The sequence below is a fragment of the Amycolatopsis arida genome (assembly GCF_900115565.1).
Taxonomy (GTDB): Bacteria; Actinomycetota; Actinomycetes; order Mycobacteriales; family Pseudonocardiaceae; genus Yuhushiella; species Yuhushiella arida.
In genome coordinates this window covers 698,346-716,362 of record NZ_FOWW01000001.1, presented here as the reverse complement: position 1 = coordinate 716,362, position 18,017 = coordinate 698,346, and the positions used below count along the sequence as shown (strand labels likewise).

General features: G+C 72.0%; 17 protein-coding genes. 10 read left to right on the top strand and 7 right to left on the bottom strand.

Features of this window, described 5'->3' with window-relative positions; all coding sequences use genetic code 11:
• The first annotated feature begins 97 nt into the window (after positions 1-97).
• Complete coding sequence (locus BM051_RS03370) at positions 98-469, top strand: DUF742 domain-containing protein (protein ID WP_092528474.1); 372 nt, start codon at positions 98-100, stop codon at positions 467-469.
• Entirely contained in the window at positions 450-1,046 is a 597-nt protein-coding gene (locus tag BM051_RS03365; protein WP_092527688.1) for a GTP-binding protein, read from the top strand. The genes BM051_RS03370 and BM051_RS03365 overlap by 20 nt, the downstream gene beginning before the upstream one ends.
• 106 nt (positions 1,047-1,152) lie before the next feature.
• Here BM051_RS03365 and BM051_RS03360 read toward each other — a convergent pair whose 3' ends face one another.
• Positions 1,153-1,416 carry a WhiB family transcriptional regulator gene (locus BM051_RS03360; protein ID WP_092527685.1) on the bottom strand — a complete coding sequence of 88 codons (264 nt, stop codon included), beginning with the start codon at positions 1,414-1,416 and terminating at the stop codon, positions 1,153-1,155.
• Between the two features lie 299 nt (positions 1,417-1,715).
• A complete protein-coding gene (thiI, locus tag BM051_RS03355) occupies positions 1,716-2,918 on the bottom strand; it encodes a tRNA uracil 4-sulfurtransferase ThiI (protein ID WP_092527682.1) in 1,203 nt (400 codons plus the stop codon).
• A 131-nt stretch (positions 2,919-3,049) separates the two neighbouring features.
• Here thiI and BM051_RS03350 point away from each other — a divergent pair, with 131 nt between their 5' ends.
• Positions 3,050-3,517, top strand: coding sequence for an NUDIX hydrolase (locus BM051_RS03350; RefSeq protein WP_092528472.1), 468 nt, complete (start codon positions 3,050-3,052; stop codon positions 3,515-3,517).
• A 35-nt stretch (positions 3,518-3,552) separates the two neighbouring features.
• On the opposite strand, the gene BM051_RS03345 is transcribed toward BM051_RS03350, so the two are convergent.
• On the bottom strand, positions 3,553-4,473 hold the full coding sequence (locus tag BM051_RS03345) for a LysR family transcriptional regulator (protein ID WP_092527679.1): 921 nt from the start codon (positions 4,471-4,473) through the stop codon (positions 3,553-3,555).
• A gap of 114 nt (positions 4,474-4,587) precedes the next feature.
• On the opposite strand from BM051_RS03345, the gene BM051_RS03340 reads away from it, so the two are divergent.
• Positions 4,588-5,826, top strand: a complete 1,239-nt coding sequence (locus tag BM051_RS03340; protein ID WP_092527676.1) for an MFS transporter — start codon at positions 4,588-4,590, stop codon at positions 5,824-5,826.
• A 5-nt stretch (positions 5,827-5,831) separates the two neighbouring features.
• Here BM051_RS03340 and ligD read toward each other — a convergent pair whose 3' ends face one another.
• Together ligD and BM051_RS03330 are read right to left on the bottom strand one after the other, a co-directional pair.
• A complete protein-coding gene (ligD, locus tag BM051_RS03335) occupies positions 5,832-6,845 on the bottom strand; it encodes a non-homologous end-joining DNA ligase (RefSeq protein WP_092527673.1) in 1,014 nt (337 codons plus the stop codon).
• Positions 6,842-8,089 (bottom strand): ATP-dependent DNA ligase, encoded by a 1,248-nt coding sequence (locus BM051_RS03330; RefSeq protein ID WP_092527670.1) that lies wholly within the window; start codon positions 8,087-8,089, stop codon positions 6,842-6,844. Before BM051_RS03330 ends, ligD begins: the two co-directional genes overlap by 4 nt.
• A 179-nt stretch (positions 8,090-8,268) precedes the next feature.
• On the opposite strand from BM051_RS03330, the gene BM051_RS03325 reads away from it, so the two are divergent.
• The 4 genes from BM051_RS03325 (at position 8,269) to BM051_RS03315 (ending at position 10,519) form a co-directional block, all read left to right on the top strand.
• Positions 8,269-9,231 carry a penicillin-insensitive murein endopeptidase gene (locus BM051_RS03325; RefSeq protein WP_092527667.1) on the top strand — a complete coding sequence of 321 codons (963 nt, stop codon included), beginning with the start codon at positions 8,269-8,271 and terminating at the stop codon, positions 9,229-9,231.
• 233 nt (positions 9,232-9,464) lie between these two features.
• Positions 9,465-9,776 (top strand): ArsR/SmtB family transcription factor, encoded by a 312-nt coding sequence (locus BM051_RS29360; RefSeq protein WP_166677705.1) that lies wholly within the window; start codon positions 9,465-9,467, stop codon positions 9,774-9,776.
• 3 nt (positions 9,777-9,779) lie between these two features.
• Positions 9,780-10,262 carry an SRPBCC family protein gene (locus tag BM051_RS29355; protein WP_166677704.1) on the top strand — a complete coding sequence of 161 codons (483 nt, stop codon included), beginning with the start codon at positions 9,780-9,782 and terminating at the stop codon, positions 10,260-10,262.
• A 122-nt stretch (positions 10,263-10,384) separates the two neighbouring features.
• Positions 10,385-10,519, top strand: coding sequence for a hypothetical protein (locus tag BM051_RS03315; protein ID WP_092527664.1), 135 nt, complete (start codon positions 10,385-10,387; stop codon positions 10,517-10,519).
• A gap of 114 nt (positions 10,520-10,633) precedes the next feature.
• Here BM051_RS03315 and betT read toward each other — a convergent pair whose 3' ends face one another.
• Complete coding sequence (gene betT, locus BM051_RS03310; RefSeq protein WP_279587049.1) at positions 10,634-12,733, bottom strand: choline BCCT transporter BetT; 2,100 nt, start codon at positions 12,731-12,733, stop codon at positions 10,634-10,636.
• Positions 12,734-12,853: 120 nt separating this feature from the next.
• Positions 12,854-13,357, bottom strand: coding sequence for an Lrp/AsnC family transcriptional regulator (locus tag BM051_RS03305; protein ID WP_092527658.1), 504 nt, complete (start codon positions 13,355-13,357; stop codon positions 12,854-12,856).
• Between the two features lie 94 nt (positions 13,358-13,451).
• Between BM051_RS03305 and BM051_RS03300 the strand changes: the two genes are divergently transcribed.
• Both BM051_RS03300 and BM051_RS30790 read left to right on the top strand, forming a co-directional pair.
• Positions 13,452-14,657, top strand: a complete 1,206-nt coding sequence (locus tag BM051_RS03300; protein WP_092527655.1) for an MFS transporter — start codon at positions 13,452-13,454, stop codon at positions 14,655-14,657.
• Positions 14,658-14,785: 128 nt separating this feature from the next.
• Positions 14,786-18,004 (top strand): ATP-binding protein, encoded by a 3,219-nt coding sequence (locus BM051_RS30790; RefSeq protein ID WP_092527652.1) that lies wholly within the window; start codon positions 14,786-14,788, stop codon positions 18,002-18,004.
• Positions 18,005-18,017: the final 13 nt, after the last annotated feature.

The window sequence follows — 18,017 nt, the reverse complement described above, 5'->3', positions numbered from 1 at the left end:
AACCGGTCACCACGGCCGCGCGGCGAACGTCGCCGACGAGCGCCAGCGAGGAGGGGGCGTTCGCGCGCGCCACCGAGTGCCCGGAGCGCCGCTCGCCATGACCGGGCGGGACGAGGCGTGGTTCGACGAGGCGGCCGGCCCACTGGTCCGGCCGTACGCGGTGACGGGCGGCCGCACTCGGACGGACAGCGTCGGCCTTGACCTGATGACGCTGGTGGTCGCGCTGCCGTCGGTGACCGAGGCGGCCGGGATGGCACCCGAGTACGCGCGGATCGTGCGGCTGTGCCAGCGACCGATGTCGGTCGCCGAGGTGGCCGCGCGCATCGACCTGCCCCTGCCCGTGGTGAAGGTGCTGCTCAGTGATTTGATCGAGCAGAACTACGTGATCTTCCGGAGAGCGGCTCCGGCGACCGAAGCCCCCGACCAACACGTACTGCAGGCGGTTCTCGATGGAATCCGGAAACTCTGATCCCCGGCAGCGGCTCGCCGCGCGGGCGGTGAAGCTGCTCATCGCCGGCGGCTTCGGGGTCGGCAAGACCACGATGGTCGGATCGGTGAGCGAGGTGCCGCCGCTGCGCACCGAGGAGGTGCTGACGGCGGCGTCGGAAGGGGTGGACGACCTCGCCGGCGTGGAGCAGAAGACCACCACCACGGTGGCGCTGGACTTCGGCCGGATCACCATCAACCCCGAGCTGATCCTGTACCTGTTCGGCACCCCGGGGCAGGACCGGTTCTGGTTCATGTGGGACGAGCTCGCGCACGGCGCGCTCGGCGCCGTCGTGCTGGCCGACACCCGGCGGCTGGAGAGCTGCTTTCCCGCGGTGGACTTCTTCGAGCGGCGCGGGTTGCCGTTCGTGGTGGGGGTCAACTGCTTCGACGGCGCCTACCGGTACGGGACCGAGGAGGTGCGCGCGGCGCTGGACGTCGACCACGGGGTGCCGCTGCTGCTCTGCGACGTGCGCGACCGGGACTCCACCAAGCAGGTGCTGATCACGTTGGTGGAGCACATCATGGCGACCGCCGGGCTCGCCACCAGCTCCCACTGACCACGCTGACCACGCTGACTACCGGGCGCTGACCACGGGCCTGGAGCGACAGCGGCCCGGTGACGCGGTGCGCGTCACCGGGCCTGGCGGTCGGTCGTGAGTTCGTTCATGCCGCGTTGGGCCGGCTCCCGAGCTGGCGCTGCCGTTTGAGGGCGCGGCGCTCGCGTTCGGTGGTGCCGCCGAACACGCCGAAGTCGAGCCCGTTGTCCAGCGCGTACTCCAGGCACTCGATGCGCGCCGGGCAACGGGCGCACACCGCCTTCGCCTGCGCGGTCTGCCGGGCGCCCGGGCCCATGTCGGACACGGGGAAGAACAGCTCGGGGTCCTCGTCCCGGCAGGCGGCGCGGTGCTGCCATTCGATGTCGTCCATGGTCGTACCGCCCTCCTTCCTGGCGGATTCCGTCGCCGAGTGGCGACGTGGGGTGGCGAGCGCCTGATCGCTCGCGGATGTGTACTCGTCCCCCATGCCGGGATCCGCGGTACAGGTTCCACGCGGACTCACCGTCGCCGGCCGGGCAACAAGGTGACCAACACGCGTCCACCCGCCGATATTCCCGCCCCGGCGACGTCGTAAACCCCGGATGCCGTACGCCCGGTCAGCCCAACTCGGTGGCGGTGGTCTCCGTGCTCGGCCAGCGGCGCTTCGTCAGCGGCCAGCTCCCGGCTCGGTCACGGGGTGCGCGGGTCGGCCGCGGGGCAGTGCACCTGGGCGTTGGCCAGCAGCTTGTCCACCAACTCGTCGAGGTCCAGCCGGCCCTCCACGTGCGCGAGCTCGTCGGCGGTGGTCCGGGTGGCGACGTTCGGCGGGGTGAGCAGCTGGCAGCAGTCCTCGTCGGGCAGCGTGGAGATGTCGGCGAGGCCCAGCCGGCGCGACTCGGCCATGATCTCGTCCTTGTCCCACGCCAGCAGCGGGCGCAGCAGCGGGAGGGAGGACGCCGCCCGCTCGACGGTGACGAGGTTGCTCAGCGTCTGGCTGGCGACCTGGCCCAGGCTGTCGCCGGAGACCAGCGCCTGCGCGCCGAGCCGCAGGGCCAGCGCCTCGGCGACGCGCACCATCAGCCGGCGCTGCGCCACGATCTGCAGCTGCCCGGCGCCGGCGGTGGCCAGCTCCCGCTGCGCGGTGCCGATCGGCACCACGTGCAACTGCGAGTCGCCCTGGAACCGGTCGAGCTGGCGGACCAGGGCGTAGGCCTTGTAGGTGGACGAGGGGTCGGTGTAGGGGGCGCCGGTGAAGTGGACGAAGTCGCAGCGCAGTCCCCGCCGCATGGCGCGGTAGGCGGCGACCGGCGAGTCGTACCCGCCGGACAGCAGGGCCAGCACCCGCCCACTGGAGCCCACCGGCAGCCCACCCTGGCCGCGGTGGCGATCGAGCGCGACGAACACCTCGCGCTCGTCGACCTCCACCGCGATCTCCACCTCGGGGTGGCTCAGGTCGACTGGCCAGCCCCACTCCTCGCACACCCGCTGGCCCACGGCCGCGGCGAGCTGCTCGGAGTTCATCGGGAAGCGCTTGCTGCGGCGCCGGGCGCGTATCGCGAACCGCCGCGGCTCGGCCGAGTCCGGCGAGCCGAACCGGTCGCGCAGCAGCCGCAGCGCGCCGGCCGCCGCGGCCCGCGGGTTCCTGGCGACCCGCAGCGCCGGCTGCACCAGGCTGATCCCGATCACCTCGCGGGCGCGGGCCACCAGCTCGTCCTGGGGCAGGTCGGACAGCACCACCAGCACGCCCTCGCGGCGCCAGACGCGGGCGGGGGCGGCGTCGGTGGACACGGCGTGCTCGAGGTTGCGCAGCAGATGTCGCTCGAAACGGCCGCGGTTGCGGCCCTTCAGCGCCAGCTCGCCGTACTTGAGCAGCACACACGGCTGGGGCGTCATCCGTGCCACCTCCCTCCCCGGCGGTGCCGGGTGACCCTGTCGGTTACCTGCTATGAACGTAACCCGTCGCGGCCGTGGTTGGGACAGGTGGCCGTCGCCGGTGCTCCCGCGGTGTGCGCCAGACTGTGCGGGTGGCGGGCACACGCAGCGCGGGAATCCTGCTGTTCCGCAGGGTCGGTGACGGGGCCGAGGTGCTCCTCGGGCACATGGGCGGGCCGTTCTGGGCGCGCCGCGACGACGGCGGCTGGACGGTGCCCAAGGGCGAGTACGGGCCGGACGAGGAGCCGGAGGCGGCGGCGCGCCGCGAGTTCACCGAGGAGTTGGGCGTGCCGGTGCCGCCGGGGCCGGCCGTGGACCTCGGCACGGTGCGGCAGTCCGGTGGCAAGGTGGTGACGGTCTGGGCCGTCGAGGGCGACCTCGACCCCGCGAGCGTCGTACCGGGGACGTTCGAGATGGAGTGGCCGCCGCGGTCCGGCCGGCGGCAGGAGTTCCCCGAGCTGGACCGGGTCGGGTGGTTCGCGCTGCCGGACGCGCACCGGAAGATCCTCGCCAGCCAGCGCCCCTTCCTCGACCGCCTGGCCACGCACCTCGACGGCTGAGCCGGGCCACCACCTCACCCCCGCCGGGGCCGGTGTCAGGCCGCCCAGGCCGGTGTCCAGGTCCCGGCGCCGAACCCGGGGGGGCCGAGGTGGGCGCGGAGGGTGGCGAGCGCGGGGTGCGGGTTGTCGCCGCGGCGGAGCAGGGAGTGCGGGTAGACCGGGGTGGGGTCGCGCAGGGCGATGCGCCGCAGGTCGTGGTCGGCGGGCCAGCGGAGGTGGGTCCGTGCGCCGACGAAGGTCGCCGTCGCCGGGGAGTCGGCGACCGCGTCGAGGAGGGGCTCGATGCCGAAGTCGGGGCCGCCCGCGTCGATGGTGAGCCCGAACGCGGCGGCGAGCTCGGCGTAGTACGCGGCCCACTCGGTTCCGGGGACGATGCCGGGCATCCAGATCCGGTGCCCGGCGAGCTCGGCGGGCCGGAGCGCGCGGGCGCCGGCGAGCGGGTGGGCCGGCCCGGTGAGGAGCTGGAGCGGCTCGTCGAACACCCGGGTGGCCTCGACGCCACCGGGCAGCTGCCGCGCGGGCACGGTGACGGCGCGGAAGGACGCGTCGATCGCGCCGGCCCGGACGGCGGCGACGGCCGCGCCGGCGTCGGGGAGGGTCACGACGTCGAGCGCGACCCCGGGATGCGCGCGATGGAAGTCGCGCAGCAGGCCCGCCGGGGCGAGCTGGCGGCCGATCACGTCGACGCGCAGCGGGCGGTGGCCGGGTCGCACGGCGGCGGCCGCCCGTTCCTCGGCGGCGAGGAGATCGCGGGCGTGCGGCAGGAACGCCTGCCCGTCGGCGGTGAGCCGGGCGCCGCGGGCGGCGCGGTGGAACAGCCGCACGCCGAGGTCCCGCTCCAGCGCGGCGACGCGCTTGGAGACGGCCTGCTGAGTGATCGACAGCAGGGCGGCGGCCTCGTGGAACCGGCCCGTGTCCGCGACCGCGACGAAGGTGCGCACGGCGACGAGGTCCACGGCCCGACCCTAGCCGCACAACGCGCGGTTGTGGCTCGTCGACCGAACGGTTGTTTGATTCCCGGGCCGCTGACGGGGTTGGATCTCCGCCGTCGATCTGGGGAGGTTGGTGCGGTGGGTTCACTGGGGCGGAGGTTCGGGTGGCTCTGGGCGGCGTACGCGGTGAGCGCGTTCGGCACGCGACTCGCGTTCGACGCGTTCCCGCTCATCGCGATCCTCGTGCTGCACGCCGGGCCCACCGAGGTGTCCCTGCTGGCCGCCGCCGGGCTGGCGGTGGGCGCGGTGGTGGCGGTGCCGCTCGGCCCCTGGCTGGACCTCCGCCGCAAGCGGCCGGTGATGGTGGTCATGGACCTCACCCGGTGCGCGGCGCTGCTGAGCGTCCCCGCCGCGTTCGCGCTCGGCTGGCTGAGCTTCGCCCAGCTCCTGGTCGTGTCGGTGATCGTCGCCGCGGCCGGCATCGCCCACCAGTCCGCTGGCGGTGCCTACCTGAAGTCGCTGGTGCGGCCGGAGGAACTGCTCGTCGCCAACGCGCGGTTCGAGACCACCACCTGGACCGCCACCGCGCTCGGACCACCGCTCGGCGGGGCCGCGATCGGGCTGCTCGGTCCGGTGACGACCGTGCTGGCCGACGCGGTCAGCTACCTGCTCTCCGCGGCGGGCCTCCGCGCGATCGGCGGCCGGGAGCCGCGCCCCACGCGACCCCGCTCGAAGCAGCCGCGGGCCGGCGAGTTGTTCGACGGGTGGCGGCACATCCTGACCCACCCGGGGCTGCGCCCGCTGTTCGCCAACACGATCCTGGTCAACGGCCTGATCCTGGCGACCGCCCCGCTGCTCGCCGTGCTCATGCTCGGCCACCTCGGGTTCACGCCCTGGGAGTACGGCCTCGCGTTCGCCGTGCCGTGCCTCGGTGGACTCGCCGGTGCCCGGCTGGCCCGCCGGCTCGTCGCGCGGTTCGGGCGGCACGCCGTCCTGCGCGCCGCCGGGGCGCTGCGCGCGTGCTGGCCCGTCGGGTTGGCCCTCGTCCAGCCGGGGACCGCTGGCCTGGTGCTGGTCATCGTCGTCGAGCTCGGGCTGATCGCCTGCATGGGCGTGTTCAACCCGGTCCTGGCCACCTACCGGCTCGACCAGGTCCCGGCCGACCGGGTCGCCCGCATCCTCTCCGCGTGGTCGATCACCAGCAAGGCCGTCTGCGCGGCGCTGATCGCCCTGTGGGGCCTGCTGGCCGCGCTCACCGGTGCCCGCGCCGCGATCGCGCTGGCCGGTCTCCTCCTCCTGGCGACCCCGCTCCTGCTGCCCCGGCACGACCGGACGCCCCGGCACCACCTTCCGGAGCGGGCTCCGAGCCGCACCTGAGCGCCCTACCCGGCGGTGTCCTGTCGGGCGCGGCTGGGCGCCACCCGCGGTGGCTCGTTCGGCTGCTTCGGGTACACCGGCGGCCACGGCGCGTCCATCAACCCGGCGGCCATGTCCCGCCCCGACTGCTCCAGCAGCGGCTCGATCGACTGCGGCCGCTCGGCCATCGCCGCCCACGGGTCGCCCCGCTCGGCCAGCCGGACGGGCACCGTCGCGAGGGTCAGCTCGGCCGGATCGACGTCGGCCAGCTCGTCCCAGCCGATCGGGGCGGACACCTGCCCACCCACCCGCGGCCGTACGCACCACGCGCCGAACACCGTGCGGTGCGGCGCGTTCTGGTTGTAGTCCACGAACACCCGCGCGCCGCGCTCCTCCTTCCACCACGCCGCCGTGATCAGGTCCGGATGCCGCCGCTCGAGCAGCCGGGCGAGCGCCACCGCCGCGGCCCGCACCTGGTAGCTGTCCCACCGCGGCTCCAACCGCACGTACACGTGCAGCCCGCGCGACCCGGTGGTCTTCACGTACGCCGCGATGCCGAGCTCGTCCAGCAGCTCCTTCGCCAGCACCGCCGCCTGGCGCACCTGGTCGAACGTCACGCCCGGCGACGGGTCGAGGTCCACCCGCAGCTCGTCGGTCACCTCGGGGGTGTCGGCGTGGAACGGCCACACGTGGAAGCCGAGGCAGCCGAGGTTCACCGCCCAGAGCACGTGCGCCAGGTCCGCCGCCACCAGCGCGTCGCTCGTGGTGCCGTTGGGCGTGGCCACCACCGTGGTCCGCAGCCACGGCGGCACCGCCTTCGGCACCCGCTTCTGGAACCACGACTTGCCGCCCGCGCCGTTCGGGTAACGCTCCAGCATCAGCGGGCGCCCGCGCATCGTCGTCAGCAGCGGCTCGGCGACGGCCTGGTAGTAGCGCACCAGGTCGAGCTTGGTCTCGCCACGCTCGGGGAAGTACACCTTGTCCGGCGACGTCACCGTCACCTCGGTGCCCCCGATGTCGAGCGTGATCGCGTCGCTCATCCGCCTCGCACCTCTCTGCCGTCGTCGCCGCACTCCTCCCGCCCGTGTCCATGGCCGCACTCTTCCCGCCTGCGCTCCTCCCTCGCGGGCGCTCGGTCGATGCTCGGCGGTCGTCGCGCGGCTGGCTCCTCCCTCGCGGGTGCTCGGTCGATGCTCGGTGGTCGTCGCGCGGCGGTGAAGAACGCGGCCAGCTCGGCCGGGGGGACTTCCTCCAACTGCGCGTACGTGCACGACTCGGGCCGGCGGTCCGGCCGGAACCGGGCGAGCCGGCTGCCGTGCCGGAACCGGCCGGCCTGCACGTGCTCGTAGCGCACCTCGGCGACCAGCTCCGGCCGCAGCGGCTCCCACGACAGGTCCTTCTGCCCGGTCCACCGACTCACCCCGCCCGGCATCCGCCCGCCCGCGGCGCTCGCCTCGGTCTGGGCCCGCGCCCAGTCCCGCCAGGGGTGGTGCTCGAGCGCGTTCTCCCGCAGTGGCGCCAGCTCGTCGACCAGCTCGCGCCGACGGGCGGCGGTGAAGCTGCTGGCGACCCCGACGTGGTGCAGCGTGCCGTTCTCGTCGTAGAGGCCGAGCAGCAGCGACCCCACGCCCTGGCCGTCCTTGTGCCAGCGGAACCCGGCCACCACGCAGTCGGCGGTGCGCTCGTGCTTGACCTTCCACATCACCCGCCGGTCCTGCTCGTAGGGCAGGTCGGCGCGCTTGGCCATCACCCCGTCGAACCCCGCGCCCTCGAACCGGGTGAACCAGTCCTGCGCGCGGTCCGGGTCGTCGGTGAGCGGGGTGAGGTGGATGCGGGCGAGGTCGCGGTCGAGCAGCCCCTCCAGCAGCTCCCGCCGCCGGGCGAACGGCTCCTCGGTGAGGTCGCGGTCGTCCAGTGCGAGCAGGTCGAACGCCACGAAGCTGGCCGGCGTGCGCTCGGCCAGCAGCCGTACCCGCGACGCCGCCGGGTGCAGCCGGTTCTGCAGCGCGTCGAAGTCGAGGCCGCTGCCGGTGACGATGACGATCTCGCCGTCGACCACGCACCGCGTCGGCAGCTCCTGCCGGATCAGCTCGACCAGCTCGGGGAAGTACCGGGTCAGCGGTCGGTCGTTGCGCGAGCCGAGCTCCACCTCGTCGCCGTCCCGGAACACGACGCACCGGAAGCCGTCCCACTTCGGCTCGTACACCAGTCCCGGCCCGCGCGGGATCTCGCGGACGGACTTGGCCAGCATCGGCTTGACCGGCGGCCGGACGGGAAGCTCCACGCACGGATCGTAGATCGGCAGCGCCTCCAGGGCATCCCTGTTCAGCCGAGGGAACGTCGCCTCACCCGGTTCCGGCGTGGCTCTGTGGCAGCTTTTTTTCAGTCGTAGGTCGTCGCCGGGGGCCGTTCTACAGTCGCCCAGTGAGTACGTTTCTCACCTGATGTCGAGAGGATCTGTCAATGAATGCCCTCTTCCGGCTGGCCGTGGCCGTCGTGGTGCTCGCCGGCACCGTGCTGCTGCCCGGCTCGGCCTCCGCCTTTCCCGGGGCGTTCTTCCCCACGCAGAGCAAGGGCAACCGTGGGGTCGACGTCCTGGCCGTGCAGTACCTGCTGCGCCATCACCGGCAGGGTCCGCCCACCGACGGGGTGTTCGGCGCGAGCACCGACACGGCCGTGCGGGGCTTCCAGTCGGCGAAGGGGCTCGGGGTGGACGGCATCGTCGGGCCGAACACCTGGGGCGCGCTGGCGGTCACCGTGCGGCAGGGCGACCAGGGCGACGCGGTGCGCGCGCTGCAGGTGCAGCTCAACCAGAAGAACGGTGCCGGGCTGTCGGTGTCCGGCTCGTTCGACGCCGCCACCCGCACCGCGGTGACCACCTTCCAGCGGCATGGGGGCATCGCCGCCGACGGGATCGCCGGCCCGGTCACCTGGCGCAACCTGCTGTGGCACTACGACTATCCGAGCATGTCCGGCATCTGCGACAAGGACCCGGACAACAACGGCAGGGTCAACTGGGGCACCGGCGCGACCGCCGGGCAGCTGGAGGAGGCCGTCCGCCGGTTCGCCGGCGCGGGCAAGGGCGCCGTGCCGCTCGGCGACCTCTCCAAGGAGCACGGCGGCTCGCTCAACGGGCACTCCAGCCACCAGGTCGGGATGGACGTCGACCTGTGGCCGATCCGCTCGGACGGCCAGCAGTGCTCCGCGGGCCGGATCACCTGGCGCTCGTCCACCTACGACCGTGCGGCGACGCGGAAGCTGGTGCGGGACATCCGGGCCAGCGCGCCGGGGCACGTCAAGCTGATCTTCTTCAACGACCCCGAGCTGATCCGCGAGGGCCTCACCTCGGAGTGGGCCAACCACGACAACCACCTGCACGTCCGCTACTGCGAGGCGGTGCACCCCAACTCGCTCTACCGCTGCTGATCCCTTGTTCTGCCGCGCGGCGGGCCGCTGCCCCTCGGCGGCCCGCCGCGCGCCGTCGTCCGGCGAGCGCCTCGGGCGGCCACGAGCTGCCCCCAGGCCACGGCGGATGAGCATGTTCACACGAACATCCGTGGCCTCACTCAGGGTCCGGCTCGGTCTCTCGTACTGATTCGGCAGACCCGTGACGGGCGCTGACCTTGACCCGTATCGCTGGTAAGCGGTAGCTTACGTTCGTGTCCACTTACGCTGTCGATGCGTGGGCCGCGCTCGGCGACCCGAGCCGGCGGCGCATCTTCGAGCTCCTCGCCGAGCGGCCCCAATCGGTGACCGAGATCGCGGACGGTCTGCCGATCAGCAGGCCGGCGGTCTCCCAGCACCTGCGGGTGCTCAAGCAGGCGCGCCTGGTGCGGGTCCGGTCGGAGGGCACCCGGCGCGTCTACCAGGTCGACCCCGAAGGCCTGGCAGCACTGCGCGAGGAGCTGGACGGGTTCTGGGGCAAGGCTCTGGCCAACTTCAAGCAGATCGCGGAACAGGAAACGGAGTAGCACATGACGACCACATCCACCGGGGCATCCGTACGGCACGAGATCGAGGTCGCCGTTCCGATCGAGCGAGCCTTCGCCGTCTTCACCGAACAGTTCGACCGGATCAAGCCACGCGAGCACAACATGCTGACGGTGCCGATCACCGAGACCGTCTTCGAGACCCGCGTCGGCGGCGCCGTCTACGACCGCGGCGAGGACGGATCGGTGTGTCGCTGGGCACGGGTGCTCACGTTCGAGCCACCGCACCGGTTCGTGATCAGCTGGGACATCACACCCCACTGGCAGATCGAGACCGACCCCGACCGGTGCAGCGAGGTCGAGGTGCGCTTCATGACAGTGGGGTCGGACCGGACCCGGGTCGAGCTGGAGCACCGACACCTCGACCGCCACGGTGACGGGTGGCAGAGCGAGCGCGACGGTGTGGCCGCTGATGAAGGCTGGCCGCTCTACCTGCGGCGGTTCGCCGACCTGGCAGCCCGCAGGTAAGCCCGTGGACGTCAAGTGGTAGGCCGCCGGCGAGTGAGAAGAGGTGGATGTCGTTGGAGCTCTACAGTCGGGTCGAGCTGGTCGTGGATCGGTAAGCCGACGAGGGTGCCCCGCGGGGATCGGTGGGGTTCCTCATCGAGTCCTACTCCGATGGGGCATACGAGATGGAGATCTCGGACGCCTCCGGTGTCACGCTCGCCCAGATCGTGGTGAACGAGCACGAGATCATCTCGGCTGAACCGGAGAGCTCCTCCTGACGCCACGCCACGTGTTTCGTGAAGACGGCCCATGACGCCGGCTGGACGTGAACGGTCCAGCCGGCGTCGAGGTCCGTCCCCGTTCTCGGAGCCGGCGACCTGGGCAGGGCCCGCTCAGTCCTGGCTCGTCGGGGCCGTGTCGACGGGGGAGGGCGGGGCGGCCGGGGTCACCGGGACGCCGCTGCCGTTGCCGGTCTCCCGGTGCAGGCGGAGGAACTCCAGGTGCCGCTCGTACTGGTCGAGGATGTCCCCGATCAGCTGGTCCTTGCTGTAGCCCAGCACGTCGTAGCCCTGCCCGCCCTCGCTGAGGTAGACCTCGTACCGGAAATAGGTGTCCTCGGCGCTCACCGATCCGGTGGCGAACGACGGCGTGATCGCCTCGGACGGCCAGATCCGGTACCGGAACTCCTCCTGCTCACCCAGCGGCAGTCGCAGGTCCAGCTGCGGCAACCCGACCTCGGCCACCACGTCCTCGCTCAGCGACGCCTCCGCGCCGCGCGCCCGCAGCTCCTCGGCCACCTCGTGGAACGCCGGCCGGGCGACCTCCTCGACGAACCGGTTCGCCGCCCGCTTGCCCGGGTAGCTCATCGCCCGCGCCAACCGCTGCCGCCACGACCGGTGCACCCCCCGCCCCTCCGCGGTCGTGCGCTCCGACAGCGACGACGGCAGCGTGGTGCGGAAGCTGTCCTCCCGGAACCGCTCCACCCGCAGCGCCCGGTACAGCCCCCACATCACCAGGAACATCACGAACGAGAACGGCAACCCCATGATGATCGTCGCGTTCTGCAGGGTCGGCACACCACCCACGATGAGCATCGCCAGAGTGAGCAGCCCGATCGCCGCCGACCAGAAGATGCGCACCCACCGCTGCGCGTCGGTGGTGGGCGAGGCCAGGTACGACGTGAAGTTGCCCATCACCAGCGCGCCCGAGTCGGCCGACGTGACGTAGAACAGCAGCCCCACGAACGTCGCCAACCCGGCCAGCAGGGTCACCCCCGGGTACTGCGTGAGCAGCGAGTAGAACGCCTGCTCGGGCTGGTCCATCGCGGTTTGCCCGAACTCGGTGTTGCCGCCGCGCACCACCCGCAGCGCGCTGTTGCCGAAGATCGCCAGCCAGGTCAGGGTGAACAGGAACGGGATCACCAGCGTCGCGGCCACGAACTGGCGGATGGTCCGCCCGCGGGAGATCCGCGCCAGGAACAGCCCGACGAACGGCGCCCACGCGATCCACCACGCCCAGAAGAACAGCGTCCACGAGTTCAGCCATTCGGTTGGCCGGTCGTAGGCGAACGTGTTCATCGTCAGCTCGGCGAAGCTGCTGACGTAGTCGCCGATGTTCATCACGATCGCGTTCAACAGGAAGATCGGGTCGTCGCTGAACAGGATGAACAGCATCAGCCCGATCGCCAGCACCACGTTCAGCTCGGACAGCCGCCGGATGCCCTTGTCGACACCGGCGACCGCGGAGATCGTCGCCATGAACACCGCCAGCGCCACCAGCCCGATCTGCGCCGCGGTGCCCTGCGGGATGCCGAACAGGAAGTACAGCCCGTAGTTGAGCTGCACCACGCCGATGCCGAGCGACGTCGCGATGCCGAAGATCGTGCCCAGCACGGCGGCGATGTCCACGCCGTGCCCGATCGGGCCGTGGATGCGCCTGCCGATGATCGGGTACAGCGCCGACCGGATGGTGAGCGGAAGGTTGTACCGGTAGGCGAAGTAGCCGAGGACCATGCCCATCAGCGCGTACATCGCCCACCCGGTGATGCCGTAGTGGAACAGTGTCCACACCAGAGCCTGCCGGGCCGCCTCGATGGTCCGCGGGTCGCCGATCGGCGGGTCGAGGTACTGCGTCACCGGCTCGGCCACCGAGAAGAACATCAGGTCGATCCCGATGCCCGCGGCGAACAGCATCGCGCCCCACGCGAACAGGCTGTAGTCCGGTGTGGAGTGTTGCGGCCCGAGCTTCACCTTGCCGTACCGGGACAGCGCGATGAACACCACGAAGACCAGAAACAGCGTGGCGGCGAGGAAGTAGTACCAGCCGAAGCCCTCGGAGATCCACCCGACGACGGTGCCGATCGCGTCCTGTGCCCGCGTCGGGGTGACGATCGCCCAGATCGACACCGCCAGGATGCAGACCGACGATCCGAAGAAGACGACCGGGTTCACCCGGTTTCGCGGTGTGGCCGGCACCGCCCCGCCGTTGGCCACCTGCTGGTCGTGCTCCTGGCTCGCCGGCACGATGTTCACCCCTTCCGGTCCGGTGTCCCGTCGCGACGGTCGGTCATGGTTGCGCAAGACCTTAGCAACGGGGGGCCGAACGTGAGCTGGCTAACGACTCCACCCAGCGGATCGGGTGGCACGGGTGAAGTCCGCCACCGGCGGCTCGACCTGCCGGTTCTCGTACTGTGTGGACAGCACCACCGACGAGCGCAGCTCGCCGTGCTTGCCGATCCGCTCCAGCAGACCCTCGAAGTGCTCCAGCGACACCGCCCGCACCTTGACCATCGTGCAGTGGTCGCCGCTGAGCCGGTGCACCTCCACCACCTCGGGGTAGTCCTCGGCCGTGCTCGTCTTGAGCAGGCAGTGACCCAGCGCGCAGCGCAGCTGGATGAACGCCAGCAGCGGGTAGCCGGCCCGACCGGGGTCCACCTGGGCGCGGTAGCCGGCGATCACCCCGGACTCCTCGAGCCGGCGCACCCGTTCGGCCACGGCCGGCGGGGAGAGGTTGATCCGCCGGCCGAGCTCCTTGAACGACAGCCGCGCGTCGGCCTGGAGCCCGTCGAGGATCCGCCAGTCGGTCTCGTCGAGCGGTCTTGACGATCGAAAGGTCATCGGCCGGGCGTCCCTTTCTCTCGGGCGGTCAGGCACGCGCAACGCCGTTGCTCGGGCATTCGAAACGTCGTGGCGCCTTTCTAGTATCGCCGTCATGGAGAATCTCGCCGCCGAGGCCGTGCCGACCGTCCCGCCGACCACCCGCCGCCGGTCGGTGGTCGCCCTGTTCACCGGGGTGGCGCTGACGAACACCGCGATGACCGGCGCGACCACCGCCGGCACGCTGGTCGCCGCCGAGGCCGGGGCGGCCGAGTGGAGCGGGCTGCCCAGCGCGGCAGGGGTGGCCGGCACCGCCGCCGGCGCGCTGGGCCTCGGCGTCCTCATCGCCCGCCGCGGCGCCCGGCCCGCGCTGCTGGCCGCCTACGCCCTCGCCGTGGCCGGCGGCGTGCTCGCCGGGATCGCCGCCGCCCTCGGCTCCCTGCTCGCGCTGCTGGCCGGGCTGGTGCTGCTCGGCCTCGGCAACGCCGCCGCGCTGCTGTCCCGATACGTGGCGGCCGAGCTGTACCCCGCGGCGCGCAAGGGCTTCGGCCTGTCCACGGTCGTGTGGGCCGGCACCGTCGGTGCCGTGGTCGGCCCACCCCTGATCGCGCCCACCGCGGCCGCGGCGGAGCGGGTCGGGCTGCCCCCGCTGTCCGGGCCGGTGCTGGCCGCGGTGGTGCTCATGGCGGCCGCGCTGGCGGTCACCGTGGCGTTGCCGGCCACCGGGGCCGTGGTGGTCCGGGAGGCCGGCCCGCCGGCCGCGGTGGGCGTGCTGCGCCGCCCCGCCGTGCTCGCGCCGCTGACCGCGATGGTCGCGGCCCAGCTCGCCATGGTCGCGGTGATGACGATGACCCCGGTGCAACTGCACCACCACGGACACGGCCTCGACGTCGTCGGCTGGGTGCTCACCGCGCACATCCTGGGCATGTTCGCGCTGGCACCGCTGTCCGGCCGGATCGCCGACCGCTGGGGTGGCCGGGTGACGATCTTCGCCGGGATCGGCACGCTCGCCGTCGCCTCGGTCACCGCGATGGCCGCGCCCACCGCGCACACCTCCGGGTTGCCGCTGGCGCTGTTCCTGCTGGGCTACGGCTGGAACCTGGTCTTCGTCGGCGGCAGCACGCTGCTCAGCAGGGACCTGCCGGCCGAGCGGCGCAGCAGGGTGCAGGGCGTGGTCGACGCCGTGGTGTGGGGCGCGTCCGCGCTGGCCGGGGTGTCGGCGGGTCAGCTGTTCGGGGCTGGCGGGTACATGCTCGTCGCGGGGGTGGCCGGCGCGCTCGCGGTGGCCCCGCTGGTGCTGCTCGCCCGCCGGCCGCGGTGAGCCCGACCGCGAAATCCCCCGTCTTGTCGGGGCCGCCCGATACCCTCCCAGTACCGTGAGACGCCGGTCGGCTTCCCCCGGCCGCCTCCGTGCCCCACCTTTAGGCCACGACCTGGGAGAACGACGCTGTGACTGCCGAGGCCCTCTACGGCGCCGACGACCTCACCCACCTCGAGGGGCTCGAGGCGGTGCGCAAGCGGCCCGGGATGTACATCGGGTCGACCGACAGCCGCGGGATCAACCACCTGTTCAGCGAGGTGGTGGACAACGCGACCGACGAGGGGGTGGCCGGGCACGCCAGCCGGATCGTGGTGACCCTGCACGCCGACGGCAGCGTGCAGGTGGACGACGACGGGCGCGGGATCCCCACCGGGGTGCACGCCAAGTCCGGCCTCTCCGGGGTCGAGCTGGTGCTCACCCGGCTGCACGCGGGCGGCAAGTTCGGCGGTTCCGGCTACAAGACCTCCGGTGGGTTGCACGGGGTCGGGGCCTCGGCGGTGAACGCCCTGTCCCGGCGGTTCGACGTCGCCGTGAGGCAGGACGGCAAGGTGCACGAGATGTCCTTCGCGCACGGCGTGCCGGGGGTCTTCGACGGGCCGGGGCCGGGTGCGCGGTTCAGTCAGCAGTCGGGGCTGCGGGTCACCGGGCGGATGAAGCGCGGCCAGCGGACCGGCACGTCGATCCGGTACTGGCACGACCCGCGGTACTTCGAGCGGGGCGCCGAGCTGGACGTGGAGAGCGTGCGGGCGAAGCTGCGGCACACGGCGTTCCTGGTGCCCGGGGTCACCTACGTGCTGCGCGCCGCCGTCGGTGGCGCTATCGAGGAGGAGACGTTCCACTTCCCCGACGGCCTCGCCGACATGGTCGAGTTCCTCGCGCCAGCGGGGGAGAAGCCGGTGTGCGGCACGCTGCTCGTCACCGGGGAGGGGACCTACCGGGAGAACGCGGCGGACCAGAACGGCGTGATGCGCTCCAATGTGGAGCGTCGTGCCGAGGTCGAGATCGCGATGCGCTGGGGCACCGGGTACGAGCGCACCGTCGAGTGCTTCACCAACACCATCCGGAACGTGCACGGCGGCACGCACCGGAAGGGGTTCGAGCGGGCGACGCTGAAGGCGTTGCAGGAGGCCATCACCCGCACCCGCGGGCTGCTCAAGTCCAAAGAGGACCTTCCGGCGCTGGACGACGTCTGCGAGGGCATGACCGCGGTCGTGCACGTACGCATCCCGGAGCCGCAGTTCACCTCGCAGACCAAGGACGAGCTGTCCACCGCCGGGGTGACCAAGGTGGTGCAGGGCGTCGTCGAGCGGCACCTGAAGGCGTGGACCGAGCAGCGAAAGACCAAGGGCGAGGCCAAGATCGTCCTGCAGAAGGTGGTGGACGCCGCCAGGGTCCGGCTGGCGCAGAAGCAGCAGAAGGACGCCGCCCGCCGCAAGACGGCCCTCGAGGGCGCGGCGATGCCGCCGAAGCTGGTCGACTGCCGCACCACCGGCGTGTCCCGTAGCGAGCTCTTCCTCGTGGAGGGCGACAGCGCCTTGGGCTGCTTCACCGGCGACACGAAGGTGTCCTTGGCGTCGGGCCGGTCGATGACGTTCGCCGAGCTGACCGCCGACTGGGAGCGCGGGGTGAGCCACTTCGGGTACGCGACGAACAAGGCCGGACGGGTTGTCGTCGTCCCGCTGGTGGAGCCGAGGTTGACCAAGCGTGGCGCTTCGCTCGTCAGGGTGACCCTGGACAACGGCGAGTCCGTGCGTTGCACACCGGACCATCTCTTCCGCCTCCGAGACGGCTCCTACCGCCGGGCGGACCAGCTCGCGGCGGGTGACTCCCTGATGCCGCTCTACCGTTCGGTGTCGGCGAAGGCCGCCGGCGACAACCTGGACGGGTACGAACGCGTCTGGATGAACGACCGCGAGGAGTGGGTGTACACCCACTGTCTCGCCGACGCGTACAACCTCCGGCACGGGCTGGACAGCGTGGCGAACGGCATCGTTGGTCACCACGTGGACGTGAACAAGCGCAACAATGATCCGCGCGACCTCCGGCGGATGACCTGGGAGGCTCACGCGGCCCTGCACGCGGCGATGCCGGAGCGCGTCCGCATCTTCTTCGCCGATCCCCGGCGACGTGATCAGTGGCGGGACCGTGCCTGCGTGCAATGGCAGGACGAGGAGTTGCGCGCCTGGCGGTCGCGGGAGACGAGGCGCCAGTTCGCCGACCCCGCCGAACGGGAACGGCAGCGTGCGGCTGTGGTCGCCTGGCATCGGGAGCACCCGGACTTCGGTGCGCGACATTCACTCCGAATGAAGATCCGCATGCTCGACTCGGACACCGGGCACCTGGCGAAGGTCCAGGTTGGCCGGAAGAAGTATGTTGCCACGGTTTCGCGTGTCGAACGCGTCGCCAGGCAGAACGAGGGACGTCGCTTCGCCGGGCTCAGGCGGCTCACCGCGCTGCTGCACCTTCCCGACGACCAGTTGGCCGCGGCGTACGACGCCGAGCGCCGGCGAAACGCTCCTACCGGCCTGCGTTTCGAACGCCTGTTGGGGTATCACGAAGGTGACTACGCGCGGCTGCGTGAGGCCGCCGCTCAGGTGAATCACCACGTGGTATCAGTGGAGCCGCTGAACGAGACCGCGGACGTGTACGACCTGACCGTCGACGGCTACCACAACTTCGCGCTCGATGCCGGGGTCTTCGTGCACAACAGCGCTCGGATGGCGCGCGTGTCGGAGTACCAGGCGTTGCTGCCGCTGCGGGGCAAGATCCTCAACGTGCAGAAGGCGAGTCTGGCCGACACGTTGAAGAACGCCGAGATCGCCTCGATCGTGCAGGTGCTCGGCGCCGGCACGGGCCGCACCTTCGACCTGAGCGCGATGCGGTACGGCCGGGTGATCCTGATGGCCGACGCGGACGTGGACGGCTCGCACATCCGGACGCTGCTCATCACGCTGTTCGCGAAGTACATGCGCCCGGCGATCGAGGACGGCCGGCTGTACGCCGCGATGCCGCCGCTGCACAAGGTGGTCACCAAGGGGCGCAACCCGGAGACCCACTTCACCTTCACCCAGCGGGAGATGGAGGCCACCGTCGCCCGGTTGGAGAAGGCCGGCAAGCAGATCGTCACACCGGTGCCCCGGTTCAAGGGGCTCGGCGAGATGGACGCCGACGAGCTGTGGGAGACCACGATGAACCCGGCCACCCGGTCGGTGCGCCGGATCACCATGGACGACGCCGAGGCCGCGGAGGAGGCGCTCGAACTGCTCATGGGCGAGAAGGTCGAGCCCCGGCGCGCATGGCTGGTGGAGTCCGCCGAGCGGGTCGACCGCGACGCGATCGACGTCTGACCCGCCCTGAGCC

Excerpts from the sequence above, each read along its gene's own strand:
- BM051_RS03370 (WP_092528474.1), top strand. The coding sequence starts at position 98 with ATGACCGGGCGGGACGAGGCGTGGTTCGACGAGGCGGCCGGCCCACTG.
- BM051_RS03365 (WP_092527688.1), top strand. The coding sequence starts at position 450 with ATGGAATCCGGAAACTCTGATCCCCGGCAGCGGCTCGCCGCGCGGGCG.
- BM051_RS03360 (WP_092527685.1), bottom strand. The coding sequence starts at position 1,416 with ATGGACGACATCGAATGGCAGCACCGCGCCGCCTGCCGGGACGAGGAC.
- thiI (WP_092527682.1), bottom strand. The coding sequence starts at position 2,918 with ATGACGCCCCAGCCGTGTGTGCTGCTCAAGTACGGCGAGCTGGCGCTG.
- ligD (WP_092527673.1), bottom strand. The coding sequence starts at position 6,845 with ATGAGCGACGCGATCACGCTCGACATCGGGGGCACCGAGGTGACGGTG.
- BM051_RS03325 (WP_092527667.1), top strand. The coding sequence starts at position 8,269 with ATGAATGCCCTCTTCCGGCTGGCCGTGGCCGTCGTGGTGCTCGCCGGC.
- BM051_RS29355 (WP_166677704.1), top strand. The coding sequence starts at position 9,780 with ATGACGACCACATCCACCGGGGCATCCGTACGGCACGAGATCGAGGTC.
- BM051_RS03305 (WP_092527658.1), bottom strand. The coding sequence starts at position 13,357 with ATGACCTTTCGATCGTCAAGACCGCTCGACGAGACCGACTGGCGGATC.
- BM051_RS03300 (WP_092527655.1), top strand. The coding sequence starts at position 13,452 with ATGGAGAATCTCGCCGCCGAGGCCGTGCCGACCGTCCCGCCGACCACC.